16 protein-coding genes are annotated in these 19,162 nt (G+C 60.6%); 10 read left to right on the forward strand and 6 right to left on the reverse strand.

What is annotated here, in order from left to right; translation table 11 throughout:
• The first annotated feature begins 4 nt into the window (after positions 1-4).
• The 10 genes from glpK (at position 5) to BFP95_RS18570 (ending at position 11,569) form a co-directional block, all read left to right on the forward strand.
• On the forward strand, positions 5-1,510 hold the full coding sequence (gene glpK, locus BFP95_RS18525) for a glycerol kinase GlpK (protein WP_065872523.1): 1,506 nt from the start codon (positions 5-7) through the stop codon (positions 1,508-1,510).
• A gap of 95 nt (positions 1,511-1,605) precedes the next feature.
• Complete coding sequence (locus tag BFP95_RS18530) at positions 1,606-2,361, forward strand: DeoR/GlpR family transcriptional regulator (protein WP_049709759.1); 756 nt, start codon at positions 1,606-1,608, stop codon at positions 2,359-2,361.
• 304 nt (positions 2,362-2,665) lie between these two features.
• Positions 2,666-4,204, forward strand: a complete 1,539-nt coding sequence (gene glpD / locus BFP95_RS18535) for a glycerol-3-phosphate dehydrogenase (protein WP_065872524.1) — start codon at positions 2,666-2,668, stop codon at positions 4,202-4,204.
• Between the two features lie 304 nt (positions 4,205-4,508).
• Complete coding sequence (locus tag BFP95_RS18540) at positions 4,509-5,435, forward strand: glutamate/aspartate ABC transporter substrate-binding protein (protein WP_049709761.1); 927 nt, start codon at positions 4,509-4,511, stop codon at positions 5,433-5,435.
• Positions 5,436-5,628: 193 nt separating this feature from the next.
• Positions 5,629-6,375, forward strand: coding sequence for an amino acid ABC transporter permease (locus tag BFP95_RS18545; RefSeq protein WP_065872525.1), 747 nt, complete (start codon positions 5,629-5,631; stop codon positions 6,373-6,375).
• Complete coding sequence (locus BFP95_RS18550) at positions 6,375-7,046, forward strand: amino acid ABC transporter permease (RefSeq protein ID WP_065872526.1); 672 nt, start codon at positions 6,375-6,377, stop codon at positions 7,044-7,046. Before BFP95_RS18545 ends, BFP95_RS18550 begins: the two co-directional genes overlap by 1 nt.
• The gene (locus tag BFP95_RS18555) at positions 7,043-7,777 is read left to right on the forward strand and encodes an amino acid ABC transporter ATP-binding protein (protein WP_049709764.1); all 735 of its coding nucleotides are present in this window, start codon (positions 7,043-7,045) and stop codon (positions 7,775-7,777) included. The genes BFP95_RS18550 and BFP95_RS18555 overlap by 4 nt, the downstream gene beginning before the upstream one ends.
• Before the next feature lie 206 nt (positions 7,778-7,983).
• Positions 7,984-9,885, forward strand: coding sequence for a sensor histidine kinase (locus BFP95_RS18560; RefSeq protein ID WP_065872527.1), 1,902 nt, complete (start codon positions 7,984-7,986; stop codon positions 9,883-9,885).
• Positions 9,882-11,231, forward strand: a complete 1,350-nt coding sequence (locus tag BFP95_RS18565) for a sigma-54-dependent transcriptional regulator (RefSeq protein WP_065872528.1) — start codon at positions 9,882-9,884, stop codon at positions 11,229-11,231. The genes BFP95_RS18560 and BFP95_RS18565 overlap by 4 nt, the downstream gene beginning before the upstream one ends.
• Positions 11,231-11,569, forward strand: coding sequence for a GlpM family protein (locus tag BFP95_RS18570; protein WP_049709767.1), 339 nt, complete (start codon positions 11,231-11,233; stop codon positions 11,567-11,569). Before BFP95_RS18565 ends, BFP95_RS18570 begins: the two co-directional genes overlap by 1 nt.
• Before the next feature lie 130 nt (positions 11,570-11,699).
• On the opposite strand, the gene BFP95_RS18575 is transcribed toward BFP95_RS18570, so the two are convergent.
• The 6 genes from BFP95_RS18575 to BFP95_RS18600 all read right to left on the reverse strand — a co-directional run bounded on the left by BFP95_RS18575 (position 11,700) and on the right by BFP95_RS18600 (position 19,062).
• Complete coding sequence (locus BFP95_RS18575; protein ID WP_065872529.1) at positions 11,700-13,097, reverse strand: sigma-54-dependent transcriptional regulator; 1,398 nt, start codon at positions 13,095-13,097, stop codon at positions 11,700-11,702.
• Positions 13,087-14,856 (reverse strand): sensor histidine kinase, encoded by a 1,770-nt coding sequence (locus BFP95_RS18580; protein WP_065872530.1) that lies wholly within the window; start codon positions 14,854-14,856, stop codon positions 13,087-13,089. The genes BFP95_RS18575 and BFP95_RS18580 overlap by 11 nt, the downstream gene beginning before the upstream one ends.
• Complete coding sequence (locus tag BFP95_RS18585) at positions 14,856-15,980, reverse strand: GNAT family N-acetyltransferase (RefSeq protein ID WP_065910518.1); 1,125 nt, start codon at positions 15,978-15,980, stop codon at positions 14,856-14,858. Before BFP95_RS18585 ends, BFP95_RS18580 begins: the two co-directional genes overlap by 1 nt.
• Positions 15,981-16,065: 85 nt before the next feature.
• Positions 16,066-16,974 carry an alpha/beta hydrolase gene (locus tag BFP95_RS18590; protein WP_065910519.1) on the reverse strand — a complete coding sequence of 303 codons (909 nt, stop codon included), beginning with the start codon at positions 16,972-16,974 and terminating at the stop codon, positions 16,066-16,068.
• Positions 16,971-18,365, reverse strand: coding sequence for an aspartate aminotransferase family protein (locus BFP95_RS18595; protein WP_065872533.1), 1,395 nt, complete (start codon positions 18,363-18,365; stop codon positions 16,971-16,973). Before BFP95_RS18595 ends, BFP95_RS18590 begins: the two co-directional genes overlap by 4 nt.
• Positions 18,358-19,062: an MtnX-like HAD-IB family phosphatase gene (locus tag BFP95_RS18600; protein WP_065872534.1), complete on the reverse strand. Its 705-nt coding sequence runs from the start codon at positions 19,060-19,062 to the stop codon at positions 18,358-18,360. The genes BFP95_RS18595 and BFP95_RS18600 overlap by 8 nt, the downstream gene beginning before the upstream one ends.
• Between the last annotated feature and the right edge of the window lie 100 nt (positions 19,063-19,162).

Consider the following 19,162-nt stretch of genomic DNA (forward strand, 5'->3'; position numbering starts at 1 on the left):
CGACATGACCGATATTCAGAATAAGAACTACATCATCGCCCTTGACCAGGGCACCACCAGCTCCCGCGCGATCATATTTGATCGTGACGCCAACGTGGTCTGCACCGCCCAGCGTGAATTCACCCAGCACTACCCACAGCCGGGCTGGGTCGAGCATGACCCGATGGAAATCTTCGCCACCCAGAGCGCGGTGATGGTCGAGGCCCTGGCCCAGGCCGGCCTGCACCATGATCAGGTCGCCGCCATCGGCATCACCAACCAGCGTGAAACCACCGTGGTATGGGACAAAATCACCGGTCGCCCGATCTACAACGCCATCGTCTGGCAATGCCGCCGCAGCACCGAGATTTGCCAGCAACTCAAGCGCGACGGCCACGAGCAATACATTAATGACGCCACCGGCCTGGTCACCGACCCGTACTTCTCCGGCACGAAGCTCAAGTGGATCCTCGACAATGTCGAAGGCAGCCGCGAGCGTGCGCGCAACGGCGAGCTGCTGTTCGGCACCATCGACAGCTGGCTGATCTGGAAATTTACCGGCGGCAAGACCCACGTCACCGACTACACCAACGCCTCGCGCACCATGCTTTTCAACATCCACACCCTTGAGTGGGATGCGAAGATGCTGGAGATCCTCGACGTGCCGCGCGAAATGCTGCCGGAAGTGAAGTCGTCGTCGGAAATCTACGGCCGCACCAAAAGCGGCATCGCTATCGGCGGTATCGCCGGCGACCAGCAGGCTGCACTGTTCGGCCAAATGTGCGTTGAAGCAGGCCAGGCCAAGAACACCTACGGCACCGGCTGCTTCCTGCTGATGAACACCGGCGACAAAGCGGTGAAATCCAAGCACGGCATGCTTACCACCATCGCCTGCGGCCCGCGTGGCGAAGTGGCCTACGCCCTGGAAGGTGCCGTATTCAACGGCGGCTCCACCGTGCAATGGCTGCGTGACGAGCTCAAGATCATCGCCGACGCCACCGACACCGAATACTTCGCCAGCAAGGTCAAGGACAGCAACGGCGTGTACCTGGTCCCGGCGTTCACCGGCCTGGGCGCGCCGTACTGGGACCCGTATGCCCGCGGCGCCCTGTTTGGCCTGACCCGCGGCGTACGCGTGGATCACATCATTCGTGCGGCCCTGGAGTCGATTGCCTACCAGACCCGCGACGTGCTCGACGCCATGCAACAGGACTCCGGCGAACGCCTCAAAGCCCTGCGTGTGGACGGCGGCGCGGTGGCCAACAACTTCCTGATGCAGTTCCAGGCCGATATCCTCGGCACCCAGGTCGAGCGCCCGCAAATGCGCGAGACCACTGCATTGGGCGCCGCGTACCTGGCAGGCCTGGCCTGCGGCTTCTGGGGCAGCCTGGATGAATTGCGCGGCAAGGCGGTGATCGAACGCGAATTCGAACCGCAGTTGGACGAAGTCGCCAAGGAGAAGCTCTACGCCGGCTGGCAAAAAGCGGTAAGCCGTACCCGCGACTGGGAACCGCACGAAGGCGCTGAATAAGCCAAGCGCCGGATCCATATAGGGTTGTAACTGGCAGGGAGCGGATTCCTGCGTCATCATGGGCCACTTTTGTACGGCAGCCCAAAGGACGCCCCATGAATCTGCCTCCCCGCCAGCAACAAATCCTCGAACTGGTCCGCGAACGCGGCTATGTCAGCATCGAGGAAATGGCGCAGCTATTCGTTGTCACCCCGCAAACCATCCGCCGCGATATCAACCAGCTGGCGGACGCCAATCTGCTGCGCCGCTACCACGGCGGCGCGGCCTATGATTCCAGTGTCGAAAACACCGCGTACGCCATGCGTGCCGACCAGATGCGCGACGAGAAACAGCGCATCGGCGAAGCCATCGCGGCGCAAATCCCCGATCACGCGTCGCTGTTCATCAATATCGGCACCACCACCGAATCCATCGCCCGTGCGCTGCTCAACCACAACCACCTGAAAATCATCACCAACAACCTCAACGTCGCCACCATGCTCAGCGCCAAGGACGACTTCGACGTGTTGTTGACGGGCGGTAATGTGCGCCGTGACGGCGGCGTGGTGGGCCAGGCGAGTGTCGACTTCATCAACCAGTTCAAGGTCGACTTTGCCTTGGTGGGTATCAGCGGTATCGATGAAGATGGGAGCTTGCTCGACTTTGACTACCAGGAAGTGCGGGTTTCCCAGGCGATTATCGCCAATGCGCGCAAGGTCATCCTGGCGGCCGACTCCAGCAAATTCGGGCGCAACGCCATGATTCGCCTGGGGCCGATCAGCCTGGTGGATTGTCTGGTGACCGACCAACAGCCGGTGCCGGCGCTGGTGCAATTGTTGAATGAGCATAAGGTCAGATTGGAAGTAGTGTGACCTGTAGTGAGCGGGCTTGCCCCGCGCTGGGTGGCGAAGCCGCCCCAATATGGCCACCGCGGTGCATCTGATCGACTGCGGCGCCTGGGTTCAGGGCGGCTTCGCCACCCAGCGCGGGGCAAGCCCGCTCACTACATAAGTAGCTCCGCCCTCCCATTGATGTTCACAAATTTTCCTTTACCCGCCCTTCGATGAGTTTTTTCAATCGAAGTCAGGTGGCTGTGCGCGCGTTTATCCGCTACTATTTTCGCAAATGAACATTAATGTTCGAATTCCAATACGAAAAAGATCGCGAGGCCAGCCGATGAATCCTTCTACCTTGCCTGCTCCACCGCTTGCCGAAGTCTATGACGTTGCCGTTATCGGCGGCGGAATCAATGGCGTCGGCATTGCAGCAGACGCAGCCGGTCGCGGTTTGTCGGTTTTCCTTTGTGAAAAGGATGACCTGGCCAGCCACACCTCTTCCGCTAGCAGCAAGCTGATCCACGGTGGCCTGCGCTACCTTGAACATTACGAGTTCCGCCTGGTGCGCGAAGCGTTGGCCGAACGCGAAGTGCTGCTGGCCAAGGCCCCGCACATCGTCAAGCAGATGCGTTTCGTGTTGCCGCACCGCCCGCACCTGCGTCCAGCATGGATGATCCGCGCCGGCCTGTTCCTGTACGACAATCTTGGCAAGCGCGAAAAGCTCGCCGGCTCTAAAAGCCTCAAGTTCGGCCCGGACAGCCCACTGAAAAGCGAAATCACCAAAGGCTTCGAGTACTCCGATTGCTGGGTCGATGACGCCCGCCTTGTCGTCCTGAACGCCATGGCCGCCCGCGAAAAAGGTGCGCACATCCACACCCAGACCCGTTGCGTCAGCGCCCATCGCAGCAAGGGCCTGTGGGAAATGAACATGGAACGCGCCGATGGCAGCCTGTTCTCGATCCGTGCCCGCGCACTGGTGAACGCCGCTGGCCCATGGGTGGCCAAGTTCATCAAGGATGACTTGAAACTGGATTCGCCCTACGGCATCCGTTTGATCCAGGGCAGCCACCTGATCGTGCCGAAACTCTACGAAGGTGCCCACGCGCACATCCTGCAGAACGAAGACCAACGCATCGTTTTCACCATTCCGTACCTGAACCACCTGACCATCATCGGCACCACCGACCGCGAATACACGGGCGACCCGGCTGCAGTTGCGATCACCGAAGGTGAAACCGACTACATGCTCCAAGTGGTCAACGCACACTTCAAGAAGCAACTGAGCCGCGACGACATCGTTCATACCTACTCTGGCGTGCGCCCGCTGTGCAACGACGAGTCGGACAACCCGTCGGCCATTACCCGCGACTACACGCTGGCGCTGTCCGGCGGCACGGGTGAGGCACCGATCCTGTCGGTGTTTGGCGGCAAGCTGACCACCTATCGCAAGCTCGCCGAATCGGCGATGGCGCAACTGGCGCCGTATTTCACCCAGATGCGCCCGAGCTGGACCGCCAGGGCCAGCCTGCCCGGCGGCGAGGACATGACCACGCCAGAAGCCTTGGCCGAGGCCATTCGCAACAAATTCGACTGGGTACCGAGTGAAATCGCCCGCCGTTGGTCAACCACTTATGGCAGCCGCACATGGCGCTTGCTGGAAGGCGTGCAATCGATCGCTGACCTGGGCGAGCACCTGGGTGGCGGCCTGTATACCCGAGAAGTCGATTACCTGTGTGCTGAAGAGTGGGTGACCCAGCCTCAAGACATACTGTGGCGTCGTACCAAGCTGGGCCTGTTCACCACTGCGCAAGAACAGGAGAACGTGCAGCGTTATCTGTCCAAGGTCGAGCAGAACCGCAGCAAGATTGAAGCGGCCTGACTGCCAATAACAACAAAAGCCCCTGCACCGTGAGGTCCAGGGGCTTTGTTTTGCATTCGGTTTTCCGAACGCGACAGCCAGCCCTATTCGGTTTGCCGGACCCGGAGATACGGTTTTTTCTGACATATAAAGTTAATTTTCTTAAAAATCATAGCTTTAAGCTTTTAGTACCGGTCTGGCACGACTCATGCTCTACACTCTTGGACGATTGCCTGAGACGCCTCAGGAGCCGTTACGGGCATTCGCTGTACAAGAGAGCCGTTTAGCCGGCTTCATAAAAAAAACAAATGTCGAGGAAGTATTGATGCGCATCGTTCCCCATATTCTGGGCGCAGCTATCGCTGCTGCTCTGATCAGCACTCCAGTTTTCGCCGCCGAACTCACCGGCACGCTGAAAAAGATCAACGACTCCGGCACCATCACTCTCGCTCACCGCGACAGCTCCATTCCGTTTTCCTACATCGCGGATGGTTCGGGCAAACCAGTGGGCTACTCCCACGACATTCAGTTGGCGGTCGTCGAGCAACTGAAAAAAGACCTGAACAAACCCGACCTGAAGGCCAAGTACAACCTGGTGACTTCGCAAACCCGTATTCCGCTGATCCAGAACGGCACCGCGGACCTCGAGTGCGGCTCCACCACCAACAACGCCGAACGCGCCCAACAAGTTGATTTCACCGTCAACATTTTCGAAATCGGCACCCGTCTGCTGGTCAAGAAAGACAAGGATGGCAAGCCGAGCTACGCCGACTTCGCTGACTTGAAAGGCAAGAACGTCGTGACCACCGCTGGCACCACGTCCGAGCGCATCCTCAAGTCGATGAACGCCGACAAGCAGATGGGCATGAACGTCATCTCCGCCAAAGACCACGGCGAATCCTTCCAGATGCTGGAAAGCGGCCGTGCCGTTGCCTTCATGATGGACGACGCCCTGCTGGCCGGTGAAGAAGCCAAGGCCAAGAAGCCGGGTGACTGGGTCATTACTGGTACTCCACAGTCCTTTGAAGCCTATGCTTGCATGGTGCGTAAAGACGACCCAGCCTTCAAGAAGGCTGTCGATGACGCCATTGTCGCCCTGTACAAATCCGGCGAAATCAACAAGATCTACAGCAAGTGGTTCGAGAGCCCGATCCCACCCAAAGGCCTGAACCTGAACTTCCCGATGAGCGAAAAGGTTAAGGCTTTGATCGCTACTCCGAGCGACAAACCGGCTCCGGAAGTAAAAATCTGATACCTGACTAAGCTTATGTCCTGAGGGAGCCAACCCTCCCTCAGGCGTCTGTTACTACCTGCTGGCAATACATTGGAACACTCGACCTGGCGGTTTTCGAGCCGATCGTGTGTGCCTGGCGTTCACCGTCGGGCGGGAAAGGATCTTCCCCAAGCGGGTGCTTGTACATCGATCGATTTCGGGGGAGACCCTAATGAATTACAACTGGGACTGGAGCGTGTTCTTCAAGTCCACTGGCGTGGGCAGCGAGACTTATCTCGACTGGTACATCGCCGGCTTGGGCTGGACCATCGCCATCGCTGTCGTGGCATGGATTATCGCCTTGCTGCTGGGGTCCATTCTGGGCGTCATGCGCACCGTGCCGAACCGTCTCGTAGCGGGCATTGCGACCTGCTATGTGGAACTGTTCCGTAACGTGCCGCTGCTGGTTCAGCTGTTCATCTGGTATTTCCTGATACCCGACCTGCTGCCGCAGAACCTGCAAGACTGGTACAAACAAGACCTCAACCCGACTACTTCGGCTTACCTGAGCGTCGTCGTGTGCCTGGGCCTGTTCACCGCCGCCCGGGTGTGTGAGCAAGTACGTACCGGTATCCAGGCGCTTCCGCGTGGCCAGGAATCAGCTGCACGTGCCATGGGTTTCAAGCTGCCGCAGATCTACTGGAACGTGCTGCTGCCCCAGGCCTACCGGATCATCATTCCGCCACTCACTTCGGAATTCCTCAACGTCTTCAAGAACTCCTCCGTGGCGTCCTTGATCGGCCTGATGGAACTGCTGGCACAAACCAAGCAGACCGCCGAGTTCTCGGCCAACCTGTTTGAGGCCTTCACCCTGGCCACGCTGATCTACTTCACCCTGAACATGAGCCTGATGCTGCTGATGCGCATGGTCGAGAAGAAAGTCGCGGTGCCCGGCCTGATCTCCGTGGGGGGTAAATAATGGACTTCGATTTCAGCGGCATCATCCCCGCCATCCCCGGCCTGTGGAACGGCATGGTCATGACCTTGCAGTTGATGGTCATGGGCGTGGTCGGCGGTATCATCCTGGGTACGATCCTGGCGCTGATGCGCCTGTCGTCCAGCAAACTGCTGTCCCGCGTGGCCGGCGCTTATGTGAACTACTTCCGCTCGATCCCGCTGCTGCTGGTGATCACCTGGTTCTACCTGGCGGTGCCGTTCGTGCTGCGCTGGATCACCGGCGAAGACACCCCGATCGGTGCGTTCACCTCCTGCGTCGTGGCCTTCATGATGTTCGAAGCCGCGTACTTCTGCGAAATCGTGCGGGCCGGCGTGCAGTCGATCCCCAAGGGCCAGATGGCGGCGGCACAGGCGATGGGCATGAGCTATGGCCAGACCATGCGCCTGATCATCCTGCCCCAGGCGTTCCGCAAGATGACCCCGTTGCTGCTGCAACAGTCGATCATCCTGTTCCAGGACACCTCGCTGGTCTACACCGTGGGCCTGGTGGACTTCCTCAACTCCGCCCGCTCGAACGGCGATATCATCGGCCGCTCCAATGAGTTCCTGATCTTTGCCGGTGTCGTCTACTTCATCATCAGCTTTTCCGCCTCGCTGCTGGTCAAGCGTCTGCAAAAAAGGTTTGCCGTATGATCTCTATCAAGAACATCAACAAGTGGTATGGCGACTTCCAGGTGCTGACCGATTGCAGCACTGATGTCAAAAAAGGCGAAGTGATCGTGGTGTGCGGGCCGTCCGGCTCGGGCAAGTCCACCCTGATCAAGTGCGTCAACGCGCTGGAGCCGTTCCAGAAGGGCGACATCGTGGTCGACGGCACCTCCATCGCCGACCCGAAGACCAACCTGCCGAAACTGCGTTCACGCGTGGGCATGGTGTTCCAGCACTTCGAGCTGTTCCCGCACCTGACCATCACCGAAAACCTGACCATCGCGCAGATCAAGGTGCTTGGCCGCAGCAAGGAAGAAGCCACCAAGAAGGGCCTGCAACTGCTTGAGCGCGTGGGCTTGTCGGCGCACGCCCACAAGCACCCGGGCCAGCTTTCTGGCGGCCAGCAACAACGTGTGGCCATTGCCCGCGCCTTGGCCATGGACCCGATCGTCATGCTGTTCGACGAACCGACCTCAGCCCTCGACCCGGAAATGGTCAACGAAGTACTGGACGTAATGGTGCAACTGGCCCACGAAGGCATGACCATGATGTGCGTGACCCACGAAATGGGCTTCGCCCGCAAAGTGGCCGACCGCGTGATCTTCATGGACGCCGGCAAGATCATCGAAGACTGCCCGAAAGAAGAATTCTTCGGCGACATCAGCGCCCGCTCCGAACGCGCGCAGCACTTCCTTGAGAAAATCCTGCAGCACTAAAACAGCATTGTTCTCCCTTTGAGAACCCGGCTAGTGCAGGCACTGGCTTATGTGGGAGCTGGCTTGCCTGCGATGGCATCGCCTCGGTGCAACTGTGACACCGAGGCGCCTGCATCGCGGGCAAGCCCGGCTCCCACATAAGCCAGTGCCCACACAAGTGGGTTTACAGCAGGGCTGACAGCGCTGGTTGACCCAAGGCATCTGTGATGAAATGCGACCCCCACCAATTTCGCGCCGCCCCGCCATCACTTGCTGTGAAACCACGCCTGATTCGCCAACTGTTCCTGCCGCCGTTGATCATCGCCCTGATGATCGGCCTGGGTTATATCGGCTTCTGGATCAGTGAGTACTACGGCATCCGCACCCTCAGCGATACCGGCGAACGCCAGCTGGAGCTGCATGCCCGCACCGTCGAAAGCGAACTGAGCAAGTACACCTACCTGCCCAGCCTTCTGGAGCTGGAGTCCAGCGTCTCCAAACTGCTGGCCGACCCAACCCAGGAAACCCGCAAGACCGTCAACGACTACCTCGAAGGCCTGAACCGACGCAGTCGCAGTCGGGCCATCTACGTGATGGACACCACCGGCCGCGTGCTGGCCACCAGTAACTGGCGCGATGCCGACAGTTACCAGGGTGAAGACCTGTCCTTTCGTGCCTACTTCCAGAATGCCGTGCGTGGCCAGCCCGGGCGGTTCTATGGCATCGGCAGCACCAACGGCGAACCCGGCTACTACCTGGCCCACGGCCTGGAAGAACACGGCAAAATCATCGGCGTCGCCGTGGTCAAAGTGCGCCTCGAAGCCCTGGAGGAACGCTGGCAACGCGCGCGACTCGAGGCCTTCGTGAGCGACGAGAACGGCATCATCATCCTTTCCAGCGACCCGGCCCGCCGCCTCAAGGCCGTGCGCCCGCTGAGCGATGACACCAAGGAGCGCCTGGCCCACAGCTTGCAATATTACTGGGCGACGCTGAACGAGCTGGAGCCCTTGGCCCGCGAGCGCTTGAACGAAGGCGCCGAGAAACTGACCTTCCCGGCCAATAGCGAAGTGGTGAACGATGAGCGCGAAGTCAGCTACCTTGCCCAAACGCGGCCGCTCAACGACACGCCGTGGAATTTCACCCTGCTCACCCCGCTCAACGACCTGCGCCAAGCCGCGACCAACCAGGGCATTCTGGTGGCCGTGGCCTTTGGCCTGGTGGCGTTCCTGCTGATTGCCTGGAACGAGCGGCGCAAAGTCATCGCCACCCGCCTCGCCGCGCGCGAAGCCCTGCAGGAAGCCAACAGCCAGCTGGAGCGTCGGATTGCCGAACGCACCGCCGACCTGCGCGCCAGCAACGAACGGCTCAAGGGCCAGATCCGCGAACGCCGCCAGGCCGAAGAAACCCTGCGCCGCGCCCAGGATGAACTGGTGCAGGCCGGCAAACTGGCGGCCATCGGGCAGATGTCCACCAGCATCGCCCACGAATTGAACCAGCCCCTGGCCGCCTTGCGCACCTTGTCCGGTAACACCGTGCGTTTCCTCGAGCGCGGCGCCCTGGACACCGCCAGCGCCAACCTCAAGACCATTAACGAACTGATCGACCGCATGGGCCGCATCACCGCCAGCCTGCGTTCCTTCGCCCGGCGCGGTGATGACCAGGGCGAAGCCAACCTCGCCAAAGCCGTGGACGCCGCTTTCCAGGTACTCGGCGCGCGCCTGGACGGCCTGTCGCTGAGCGTGCACCGTGACTTTGTCCCCGCCCAACTGCAAATCGACCAGACGCGCCTGGAGCAGATCCTGGTCAACCTGATCGGCAATGCCCTCGACGCCATGCAGGCCCAACCTGCCCCCGAGCTGTGGCTGGACGGGAGCAGCAGCGAGGGCAAATATCGCCTGCACGTGCGCGACAACGGCCACGGCATCGACGCCGAGGCGCGCAAACATTTGTTCGAACCGTTCTTCACCACCAAACCCGGCGAGCAAGGCCTGGGCTTGGGCCTGACGCTTTCCGCCAGCCTCGCGGCGGCCACTGGCGGCAACCTTGCCGTGGAACATCCGGCCAGTGGTGGAACGGCCTTTGTCCTGAGCCTGCCGCTGGCGGGTGCTCAAAAAGCTGAGTCGACATGAATACAGACGCTACAGCCCCTAAAGACGACCTCACCGTACTGATCGTCGAAGACGACCCCCATGTACTGCTCGGCTGCCAGCAAGCCCTGGCGCTGGAAGACATCCACAGCGTCGGCGTGGGCAGTGCCGAAGAAGCCTTGAAGCACATCGGCGAGAACTTCGCGGGCATTGTGATCAGCGACATCCGCTTGCCGGGCATTGACGGCCTGGAGCTGCTCACCCGCCTCAAGGCCCTGGATAAAAGCCTGCCGGTGGTGCTGATTACCGGGCATGGCGATATCTCCATGGCGGTCGGCGCCATGCGCAACGGCGCCTACGATTTCATGGAAAAGCCCTTCTCCCCCGAACGCCTGGTGGACGTCGCCCGCCGCGCCCTGGAGCAGCGCGGGCTGGCGCGGGAAGTCTGGTCGTTGCGCCGTCAACTGGCCGAGCGCGACTCCCTTGAGGGCCGCATCATTGGCCGCTCGCCCGCCATGCAGAACCTGCGCGAGCTGATCGCCAACGTCGCCGACACCTCGGCCAACGTGCTGATCGAAGGCGAGACCGGCACCGGCAAGGAATTGGTCGCGCGCTGCCTGCACGATTTCAGCCGGCGCCATTCGCACCAGTTCGTCGCGTTGAACTGCGGCGGCTTGCCGGAGAACCTCTTCGAAAGCGAGATTTTCGGCCACGAAGCCAATGCCTTTACCGGCGCCGGCAAGCGCCGCATCGGCAAAATCGAGCACGCCCACGAAGGCACGTTGTTCCTTGATGAAGTGGAAAGCATGCCGATCAACCTGCAGATCAAACTGCTGCGGGTGCTGCAGGAACGCACCCTGGAACGCCTGGGCTCTAACCAGAGCGTGGCAGTGGATTGCCGGGTGATCGCCGCCACCAAGTCCGACCTCGACGAATTGAGCCGCGCCAGTCAGTTCCGCAGCGACCTGTACTACCGCCTCAACGTGGTCACCCTTGAACTGCCGCCGCTGCGCGAACGCCGCGAAGACATCCTGCAGTTGTTCGAACATTTCCTGCAGCAGTCTTCCCTGCGCTTCGACCGTACCGTGCCGGAGTTGGACAACCAGACCCTGTCGAACCTGATGAGCCACGACTGGCCCGGCAACGTGCGCGAACTGCGCAACGTCGCCGAACGCTTCGCCCTGGGCCTGCCCGCCTTCAAGAAAAGCGGCGCCGGCAGCGGCAACCATGGCCTGGCCTTTACTGAGGCGGTGGAGGCCTTCGAACGCAACCTGCTCAACGATGCCTTGCAACGCAGTGGCGGCAACCTGACCCAGGCCAGCCAGGAATTGGGGATGGCCAAGACCACCTTGTTCGATAAAGTTAAAAAGTATGGGTTGAGCCACTGATGGATCTATTCTTGAAAGCCGCCCTGGGCGCGGCAGTGGTGCTGATCCTGGCGGCGCTGGCCAAGACCAAGAACTATTACATTGCAGGGTTGGTACCGCTGTTTCCGACCTTTGCGTTGATCGCGCATTACATCGTCGGCAAGGGCCGCTCGGTGGACGATTTGAAGACCACGATCCTGTTCGGCATGTGGTCGATCATTCCGTATTTTGTGTATTTGGCGACGTTGTATGTGGTGGTGGATCGGATGCGCTTGGAGGCCTCTCTAGCCGTAGCAGCGGTAGCGTGGTTAATGGCCGCAACGGTGTTGGTGAGCATTTGGGTACGCGTCCACACCTGACACAACTCGATCAAACTGTGGGAGCTGGCTTGCCTGCGATTGCGGTATGTCTGCGCCAGATGAGTTGGCTGATACACCGCTATCGCAGGCAAGCCAGCTCCCACATTTGAATTGAGGTGTGTCAGGTAGGTCAGCGGACTATTTTGTCCACTTGAATCCCCAGCTTCTTCAGGCGGTACCAGAAACTCCTCTCGGATATCCCGATCTTCGCCGCCGCCGCAGCCTGCACGCCATTGCTTTCTTGCAACGCCGCGAGTATGTAGGCCTTCTCCACCTCTGCCAGCGCCGCATCCAGATCCTGAGGAATCCCCGGCCCGTCGCTGAGGATCGCAGTCACGCCGCCCTCGCTCGGCGTCGAGGCAAACAAATAACCCGGCAGGTCGATATCTTCGATCACGGGTGAGGCGGCCACGATGGTCGCCCGCTCCACGCAGTTCTGCAATTCACGAATATTGCCCGGCCAGTGATACGCCGCCATCGCCTGCAACGCTTCGGCACTGAAACCCGTAATGCGCTTGCCGGCAGTGGCACTGAGGGTCTGGGCGAAGTGACGAGCCAGGGGCGCAATGTCCTCCACACGCTCGCGCAACGCCGGCAAAGGAATCGGGAACACGTTGAGGCGGTAATACAGGTCTTCGCGAAACTCTTTGTTAGCCACCGCCTCCAGCAGGTTCTTATTGGTGGCGGCGATTACCCGCACATCCACCTTGCGCTCGCGGGGGTCGCCCACCGGTTCGATCACCCGTTCCTGCAAGGCGCGCAGGATCTTGGCCTGTAACGCCAGGGGCATATCGCCCACTTCATCCAGAAACAAGGTGCCTTTATCAGCCTGCTGGAAGCGCCCTACCCGATCAGCCACAGCGCCGGTAAACGCGCCTTTGCGATGGCCGAACATTTCGCTTTCCAGCAAGCCTTCCGGGATCGCCGCGCAATTGACCGCCACGAACGGTTTGTCAGCCCGGCAGCCGTGTTTGTGGATGGCGCGGGCGACCATTTCCTTGCCAGTGCCGCTTTCACCCGTTAGTAGGATGGTGGCGCTGCTGTCACGCACCGAGTCCACTGCCTGCAGCACCTTGCGAAACGCCGGGCTGTCGCCCACCAGGCTGTCGAACTGCGCGTGCTCATCCAGCTCGGCACGCAGGCGTGCGTTGTCGCGCATGATGTCGCGAAATTGCAGGGCCTTGGCCACGGTGATGTCCAGCTCATCGATATCGAATGGCTTGGCGATGTAGTCGTAGGCGCCGTTGCGCATCGACTGCACGGCATTTTTCACCGTGCTGTAGGCGGTCATCACAATCACCGGCACGTGCGGGTAGCGCACCTTGATCTCGGCCAGCAGCGCCGGCCCGTCCATGCCGGGCATGCGCCAGTCGCTGATCACCAGGTCGATGTCTTCCTGCTCCAGCACCTTGAGCGCGTGCAGGCCGTTGCCGGCGATAAACACCTGCACGTCGTTCTGGCCCAGGGCCGAGGCGAGCAGGTCGCAGAGCTTGGGTTCGTCGTCGACTACCAGAATGTTATGCGTCATGACTGTCCTCGTCGTCTTCGCCCATCGCCGGAATGTACAGGCTGAACGTGGCGCCGGCATCTTTCTCGCTGGCACATTCGATGCTGCCGTCGTGACTTTCCATGATCGAATAGACTTTAGCCAGGCCCAGGCCGGTGCCGGAAGCCTTGGTGGTGACGAATGGCGTGAAGATACGCTCGACCATTTCCGCCGGAATGCCCTGGCCAGTGTCGGCGATGCTGATCACCGTATTTTCGCCCACGGTGCGAATGCCCAGGGTCAGGCGCCCGCCTTCGGGCATTGCGTCGATGGCGTTGAGAATCAGGTTGAGGCACGCCTGTTTGAGCTGCTTGGCATCCGCGTAAATCGTCGCCCCCGGCGCCTGGTCATCGATGTGTGCATCGATGTTATGGGTGGCCAATTCCGGGCCGCAGAAGCCGAGGATTTCCTCCACCAAGGGTCGCGTTGGCTGCAGCACGCGCAACGGCGGGTTGGGCTTGGCAAAGTCGAGAAACTCGGTGATCAGGTCGTTGATGCGGCTGACTTCACTGATCACGTATTCCAGGTGACGCTTGTCGGTTTCCGCCAGGTCAGCGCGACGGTGCAGCAGTTGCGTCGCCGTCTTGATGATCCCCAGTGGGTTGCGGATCTCGTGCGCCAGGCCCATGGCGACTTCACCCAAGGCGTGCAGGCGATCACGTCGACGCAACTGGGCTTCAAGGTGATGCAACTCGCCCAGGCGCTCGGTCATATGGTTGAAGGTGCTGCTCAACTGCGCCAGCTCGTCGCCGCCGCTGACCTCCACGCGGTGCGCGTAGTCGCCGGAAATCACCGCATTTACACCTTGGGACAGGTCGCGCAAAGGCTTGGTCAGGCGTCGCGACACCAACACCCCGGCCGCCAACGACAGCGCCGAACTGAGCAGGAAGATCAGCACGAACAGATTGCTCTGGTTCACCAGCCCAACCAGGCTGGTGTGGCGCAGCAGGCCGCTGAAAATCACGCCTTGCAGGTCACCGGCATCATTGAAGATCGGCCAGTACAAACCGCTGTAGTTATTGGTGAACTGCTCGCTGGGCTGCCTTGTGGCGCGCATCGCGGTTTCGACGTTCTTGGGGATGCGCGAAGGGTGATCCTCAAACCGTTGGGTCGAGAAAATCTCGGAAAAACCGTCCGGGTTGGCCAGGTACAGGCGCAGGTCGAGGGAATGCACATCGGCCACGCTGGTGAGGAAACTGCTGTCCAGGTAAGTCCCGACCAGCAGCTCGTAATCAACGCCGTCCTGGGAGGTCTCGAACGTCGAGACCACGATGCCGGTGGACACGCCCCCCACCTGCACAGTCTGCAACACCGTATTTTTGGCCAGGCTGATCTGCTTGACGATGTCGGAGGCGGCGGTACTGAACACGACTTTTTGGTCACTGGTGCGAATCAACGCTACCACGTCGATATCGGTGGCATCGGCAATGTCGGCGGTCAGCCGGTCGTGTTTGGCGGCTTGCTTGCTCTCAGGCGGGCTGGTGTAGCGCAGGAACAATTTGGCCATGCGCGCGTTGTCATGAAGGATATCGCCGATCTCGTCCTTGACGATCTTGGTGGACTCCTGCAGCCAGATGCGCACGTTGCTGTCGAAGATCTGCGACAACGTGGTGGCGGCCAACTCCGCCGCGATCATGGTCGGGATCACACTGACCAACCAGAACGCCAGCACCAGCTTGCGCTGGACGCTCCAGCGCGAAATGGCAAAGGGGCGGGCTTTCTGGCGGGTCTTGGTAATCATCAGGTTTCGCTTATCGCAGCAGCCATGGCGGGGTCGGAACGGTCCGGTCGAATAAACACTTTTACAAGCTTGAGCAGGCCGTTGACCAGCCGGTTGCGGTGGCGGAAAAACACACGGTTACCCTGGAACTCACAGCCCAGGCGCAGCTTACTGGCATACCCGGCCTGCCCGCACTCATACAACGCAATATTATGCTGAATACAGTAGTCGACGTTGGTCAGCCAACTACGGAAGTACAGGTTGTAGTCGCGGGTGAACGCGACGTCGTGCCCGAAAAACTTGTCCACCAGCCGTTGTTCGTCCACCAGCATCAGGTTGAACGCCACCAGTCGCTCGTCTACCCAGTAAAGAACACAGACCGCGCGCTGATCAAGCCGCTCGAGCACGCCGGTGAAGTAGCCGGCAGGCAGCCGTTCGAACTGCAACTCGGCGCGTGTCAGCGTGGCTTCGTAAAGGCGCATGACTTCGGGCAACACGTCGTCGATATTGCGCCGCCATTCCACCCGCGGCCCCGGCGCACGCAGTTTGCGGCGCAGGTCCTTGCGGGTGGATTTGCCCAGCGAGCCGAGGTAAGCATCTACCGATCCATAAGGCAGCGGCAACACGCCGGTGGGCAGGCTCGGCATGCTTTGAAAGCCTGCGGCCCGGCAACTCTCGAGCCAATGCGGGTCTCTGCTCGGCGCGTCCTTGACCGCCACCAGGCCGATACCCACGTCATCAGCATCCCGGCGCGCGGCGTCCAGCAGGTGCTTGAGCATCTGCGGGCGGCGCGCATCCGCCACGCCACTGGCGAAACCCACGTCGCAACGTTCGGCCACCGGAGAGCCGAGGGCATACAACCCCAACTGCAAAAGCCCGGGCCACAGCCGCTCTACACGCTCGGTCAGGCGCTTAACGGCGCCCGATACCGTGGTGTCGAGGCGATAATGAGTAATGAACGCGGCGGCCACCGCCACCAGCGTTCCATTTTCATAGACAGCCAGGTAACGCCACTGGAAATCATCGATAGCGGCGTTTTCCACGGCGACGTAATAGTCCCAGTCTTCCAGAGCGCCCGGGAAACAGTCGTTCCAGGCACTGCGCTGGATGGCCCGGATGGTTGGGAAGGCTTGGGTGGTAATCACGTATTTCCCTTATTTCGTTGGCGAACGCCGATCCAATGTGGGAGCTGTCGAGCCCCAGCGAGGCTGCGATAGCATCACCCAGGTTTCACTGATAGACCGAGGCGCCTGCATCGCCGCCTCGCTTAAGCTCGACAGCTCCCACACCGACCCGATTTGGCAGAACATAATGCGTGTGCTGGTCGATGAACTCGGCACTCAACTCGATCACCCGGCGGTATTGCAGGTCGACGGTGATCATGTGGTAGCAGTTGTCCAACAGAATCTTGGTCACCGGCCCGCCCAAGTGGCGCTCCACGTAATCGGCGTTCCAGCGGCTGGTGATGTCGTCCTCGATGGAATGCAACACCAGCGCCGGTACGTTGATCGACGACATGCGTTTTTTGACCACGGCGTTCATCCAGTGCAATTCACGCACGGTCACGCCTTCCATCGTCAACAAGCCCGCCTCGCTGCTTTCACCCTCTTTCATCTGCCGTTCAACGATGGCCCGCAGGCGTTCGTTCTTGATGCCGTAGGGCGGTTTCTCGGTAAACCGGAACAGGCGCACACCGAACGGAATACGGATCAGCAACGGTGTGATGAACGCCATTTTGTTAATGCTCCAGCCGTCGTACTTGAGCGTGGTGGAGTACATCAGCAAGCCGGCGACCTGGCCTGGATGCTCCGACGCCAGGTACATCGACATCACCGCGCCCATCGACAAACCACCGACAAAGACCTGCTCGTGCCGCTGTTTCACACCGACGAAGGTCCTGCGCACGCCTTCGTACCAGTCGCGCCAGCCCGTGGCCTGCAGGTCGCTGTTGTCACCGCAGTGCCCGGCCAGGGTGGGCACATACACCGTGCAATTGCCCGCCTTGGCGAGGCCCTTGGCGACCTGGCGCAATTCCGTCGGGGTGCCGGTCAGGCCGTGGATCAACAGGATCCCGACCGGACCTTCACCGAGAACGAAACCGGCAGTACCTTCACCGAGGTCGATCTCTGCCTGGCTCACCGATTAGTCGCCCGCACCAGCAGTTGTTCGAGCAACTTCAGGCCCAGTTCGATTTCCGGGTAGCTGATTTCCAGGGACGGTGCCAGGGTGATCACGTTTTTGTAGTAACCACCCACGTCGAGGATCAGGCCGAGTTTCTGGCCATCTACGACCATGTCGCCTTTCATGCCTTCTTCGACCATGTAGTCCAGGGTCGCCTTGTCTGGCGTGAAACCGTCTGGGCCGCAGATTTCGCAGCGCAGGGCCAGGCCCAGGCCGTCAACGTCGCCAATGATCGGGAAACGTTTCTGCAGGTCTTGCAGGCCTTCAAGGAAGAACTTGCCCTTGGCCATGACCATAGCGCCGTAGTCGACTTCGTTGGTCATCTTGAACATTTCCAGGCCCACCGCCGTGCCCAACGGGTTGGAGGCGAAGGTGGAGTGGGTCGAGCCTGGTGGGAAGACTTTGGGGTTGATCAACTCTTCACGGGCCCAGATGCCGCCCAGCGGGTTGAGGCCGTTGGTCAGCGCCTTGCCAAAGACGATCACGTCCGGCTGCACGTCGAAGTGCTCGATCGACCACAGTTTGCCGGTGCGGTAGAAACCCATCTGGATTTCGTCGGAGACCATCAGGATGCCGTGCTGATCCAGCACATGCTTGAGTTCGCGGTAGAAGTTCATCGGCGGGATCACGTAGCCGCCGGTGCCCTGGATCGGCTCGACGTAGAAGGCTGCGTATTCACACTGATTGGTTTTCGGGTCCCAGACGCCGTTGTATTCGGTCTCGAACAAGCGGGCGAATTGCTGCACACACTGGCTGCCGTATTCTTCCTTGGTCATGCCTTTAGGGCCGCGGAAGTGGTACGGGAACGGAATGAAGTTGGCGCGCTCACCAAAGTGGCCGTAGCGGCGACGGTAGCGGAAGCTCGAGGTGATCGACGACGCGCCGAGCGTACGGCCGTGGTAGCCGCCTTCGAAGGCGAACATCAGGCTCTTGCCGTTGGAAGCGTTACGCACCACCTTCAAGGAGTCTTCGATGGACTGCGAACCGCCCACGTTGAAGTGCACGCGACCGTCGAGGCCGAACTTCTTCTTGGCGTCCACCGCGATCATTTCCGACAGCTCGATCTTGCCCTTGTGCAGGTACTGGCTGGCGATTTGCGGCAGGGTGTCGATCTGCTGTTTCAACGCATTGTTCAGGCGCGGGTTGGCGTAGCCGAAGTTGACCGCCGAGTACCACATTTGCAGGTCGAGGTAGGCCTGGTCCTCGGTGTCCCACACGTAGGAGCCTTCGCAACGGCTGAAAATACGCGGCGGCTCGATGTAGTGGACGGTGTCGCCGTAGGAGCAGTATTTGGCTTCTTTATCCAGAAGGATCTGGTCTTCGGCGGTAGCGATACGGATATCAGACATGGTGGAAGAGTTCCTGATTGTCGGAAGAGGTGTTGAAGGTGGTGGCGTTGGCGGCGATGCCTTGTGGCAGCAGCGCCAGCAATGCAGGCACTTCGGCAAAGGTGTCGAAGCGCGCGTGAGGGATGTGGTTGGCCACGCAGTAGTCGGCGAGGCTGCCCTTGGCGAAGACGAAGTCGGCGGTGGAGGCCACGCACATGTCGGACTTGCCGTCGCCGATCACCAGCACGCGTTTGTGGCGCGGGGTGGATTTGCACTTGCAGTTGCCGGAAGCGGCACGGCAGGCGTCGCTGGCATACGGGAAGTCGATGCGCCAGCTGTTCTGGTCTACCTGGCGCAGGCGGTTGGCGAGGATCGGCAGCAAGGTCACGTAGTTGCGCGAGAGGATCCGCGCGATGCCCTGCTCGATGCCGTCGCTGACCACTTCAATGGACGCGCCCAGGCCGATCACGTGATCGACGAAGTCCGGGAAGTCCGGGTCAATCTCGACGCTGTCGAAATACGCCAGCAGTTCGGAGGGCGTCGCCTTGATCAGCGCCAGTTGGCGGCTCAGGCATTCGCGTGAACCGATGTGCCCATCCAGCCATTCCTGTTCGATGGTTTCCCACTCGGGGCCGGCGAAGCGTTGGAGGACGTTGTCGATGACATCGGTGGGAGTAATGGTCCCGTCGAAATCACACACGATATGCCAGTGGATCATCTACGTTTACCTTGTAGGGGCGCGCTCAGTGCGCTTGCACAAGGGGGTAGAGCAGGGAGTGTGCCAACTGGCCGGCGCCCAGCGGGGCCGGGGCTTTGCC

Source organism: Pseudomonas sp. 58 R 12, assembly GCF_900005865.1.
GTDB classification, from domain to species: Bacteria; Pseudomonadota; Gammaproteobacteria; order Pseudomonadales; family Pseudomonadaceae; genus Aquipseudomonas; species Aquipseudomonas tritici.

What these genes read in the sequence shown, in the direction of transcription:
- BFP95_RS18565 (WP_065872528.1), top strand. Translation starts at nt 9,882, where the DNA reads ATGAATACAGACGCTACAGCCCCTAAAGACGACCTCACCGTACTGATC.
- BFP95_RS18555 (WP_049709764.1), top strand. Translation starts at nt 7,043, where the DNA reads ATGATCTCTATCAAGAACATCAACAAGTGGTATGGCGACTTCCAGGTG.
- BFP95_RS18545 (WP_065872525.1), top strand. Translation starts at nt 5,629, where the DNA reads ATGAATTACAACTGGGACTGGAGCGTGTTCTTCAAGTCCACTGGCGTG.
- BFP95_RS18550 (WP_065872526.1), top strand. Translation starts at nt 6,375, where the DNA reads ATGGACTTCGATTTCAGCGGCATCATCCCCGCCATCCCCGGCCTGTGG.
- BFP95_RS18540 (WP_049709761.1), top strand. Translation starts at nt 4,509, where the DNA reads ATGCGCATCGTTCCCCATATTCTGGGCGCAGCTATCGCTGCTGCTCTG.
- BFP95_RS18530 (WP_049709759.1), top strand. Translation starts at nt 1,606, where the DNA reads ATGAATCTGCCTCCCCGCCAGCAACAAATCCTCGAACTGGTCCGCGAA.
- BFP95_RS18575 (WP_065872529.1), bottom strand. Translation starts at nt 13,097, where the DNA reads ATGACGCATAACATTCTGGTAGTCGACGACGAACCCAAGCTCTGCGAC.
- BFP95_RS18600 (WP_065872534.1), bottom strand. Translation starts at nt 19,062, where the DNA reads ATGATCCACTGGCATATCGTGTGTGATTTCGACGGGACCATTACTCCC.
- BFP95_RS18570 (WP_049709767.1), top strand. Translation starts at nt 11,231, where the DNA reads ATGGATCTATTCTTGAAAGCCGCCCTGGGCGCGGCAGTGGTGCTGATC.
- glpD (WP_065872524.1), top strand. Translation starts at nt 2,666, where the DNA reads ATGAATCCTTCTACCTTGCCTGCTCCACCGCTTGCCGAAGTCTATGAC.
- BFP95_RS18580 (WP_065872530.1), bottom strand. Translation starts at nt 14,856, where the DNA reads ATGATTACCAAGACCCGCCAGAAAGCCCGCCCCTTTGCCATTTCGCGC.
- BFP95_RS18560 (WP_065872527.1), top strand. Translation starts at nt 7,984, where the DNA reads ATGAAATGCGACCCCCACCAATTTCGCGCCGCCCCGCCATCACTTGCT.
- BFP95_RS18595 (WP_065872533.1), bottom strand. Translation starts at nt 18,365, where the DNA reads ATGTCTGATATCCGTATCGCTACCGCCGAAGACCAGATCCTTCTGGAT.
- glpK (WP_065872523.1), top strand. Translation starts at nt 5, where the DNA reads ATGACCGATATTCAGAATAAGAACTACATCATCGCCCTTGACCAGGGC.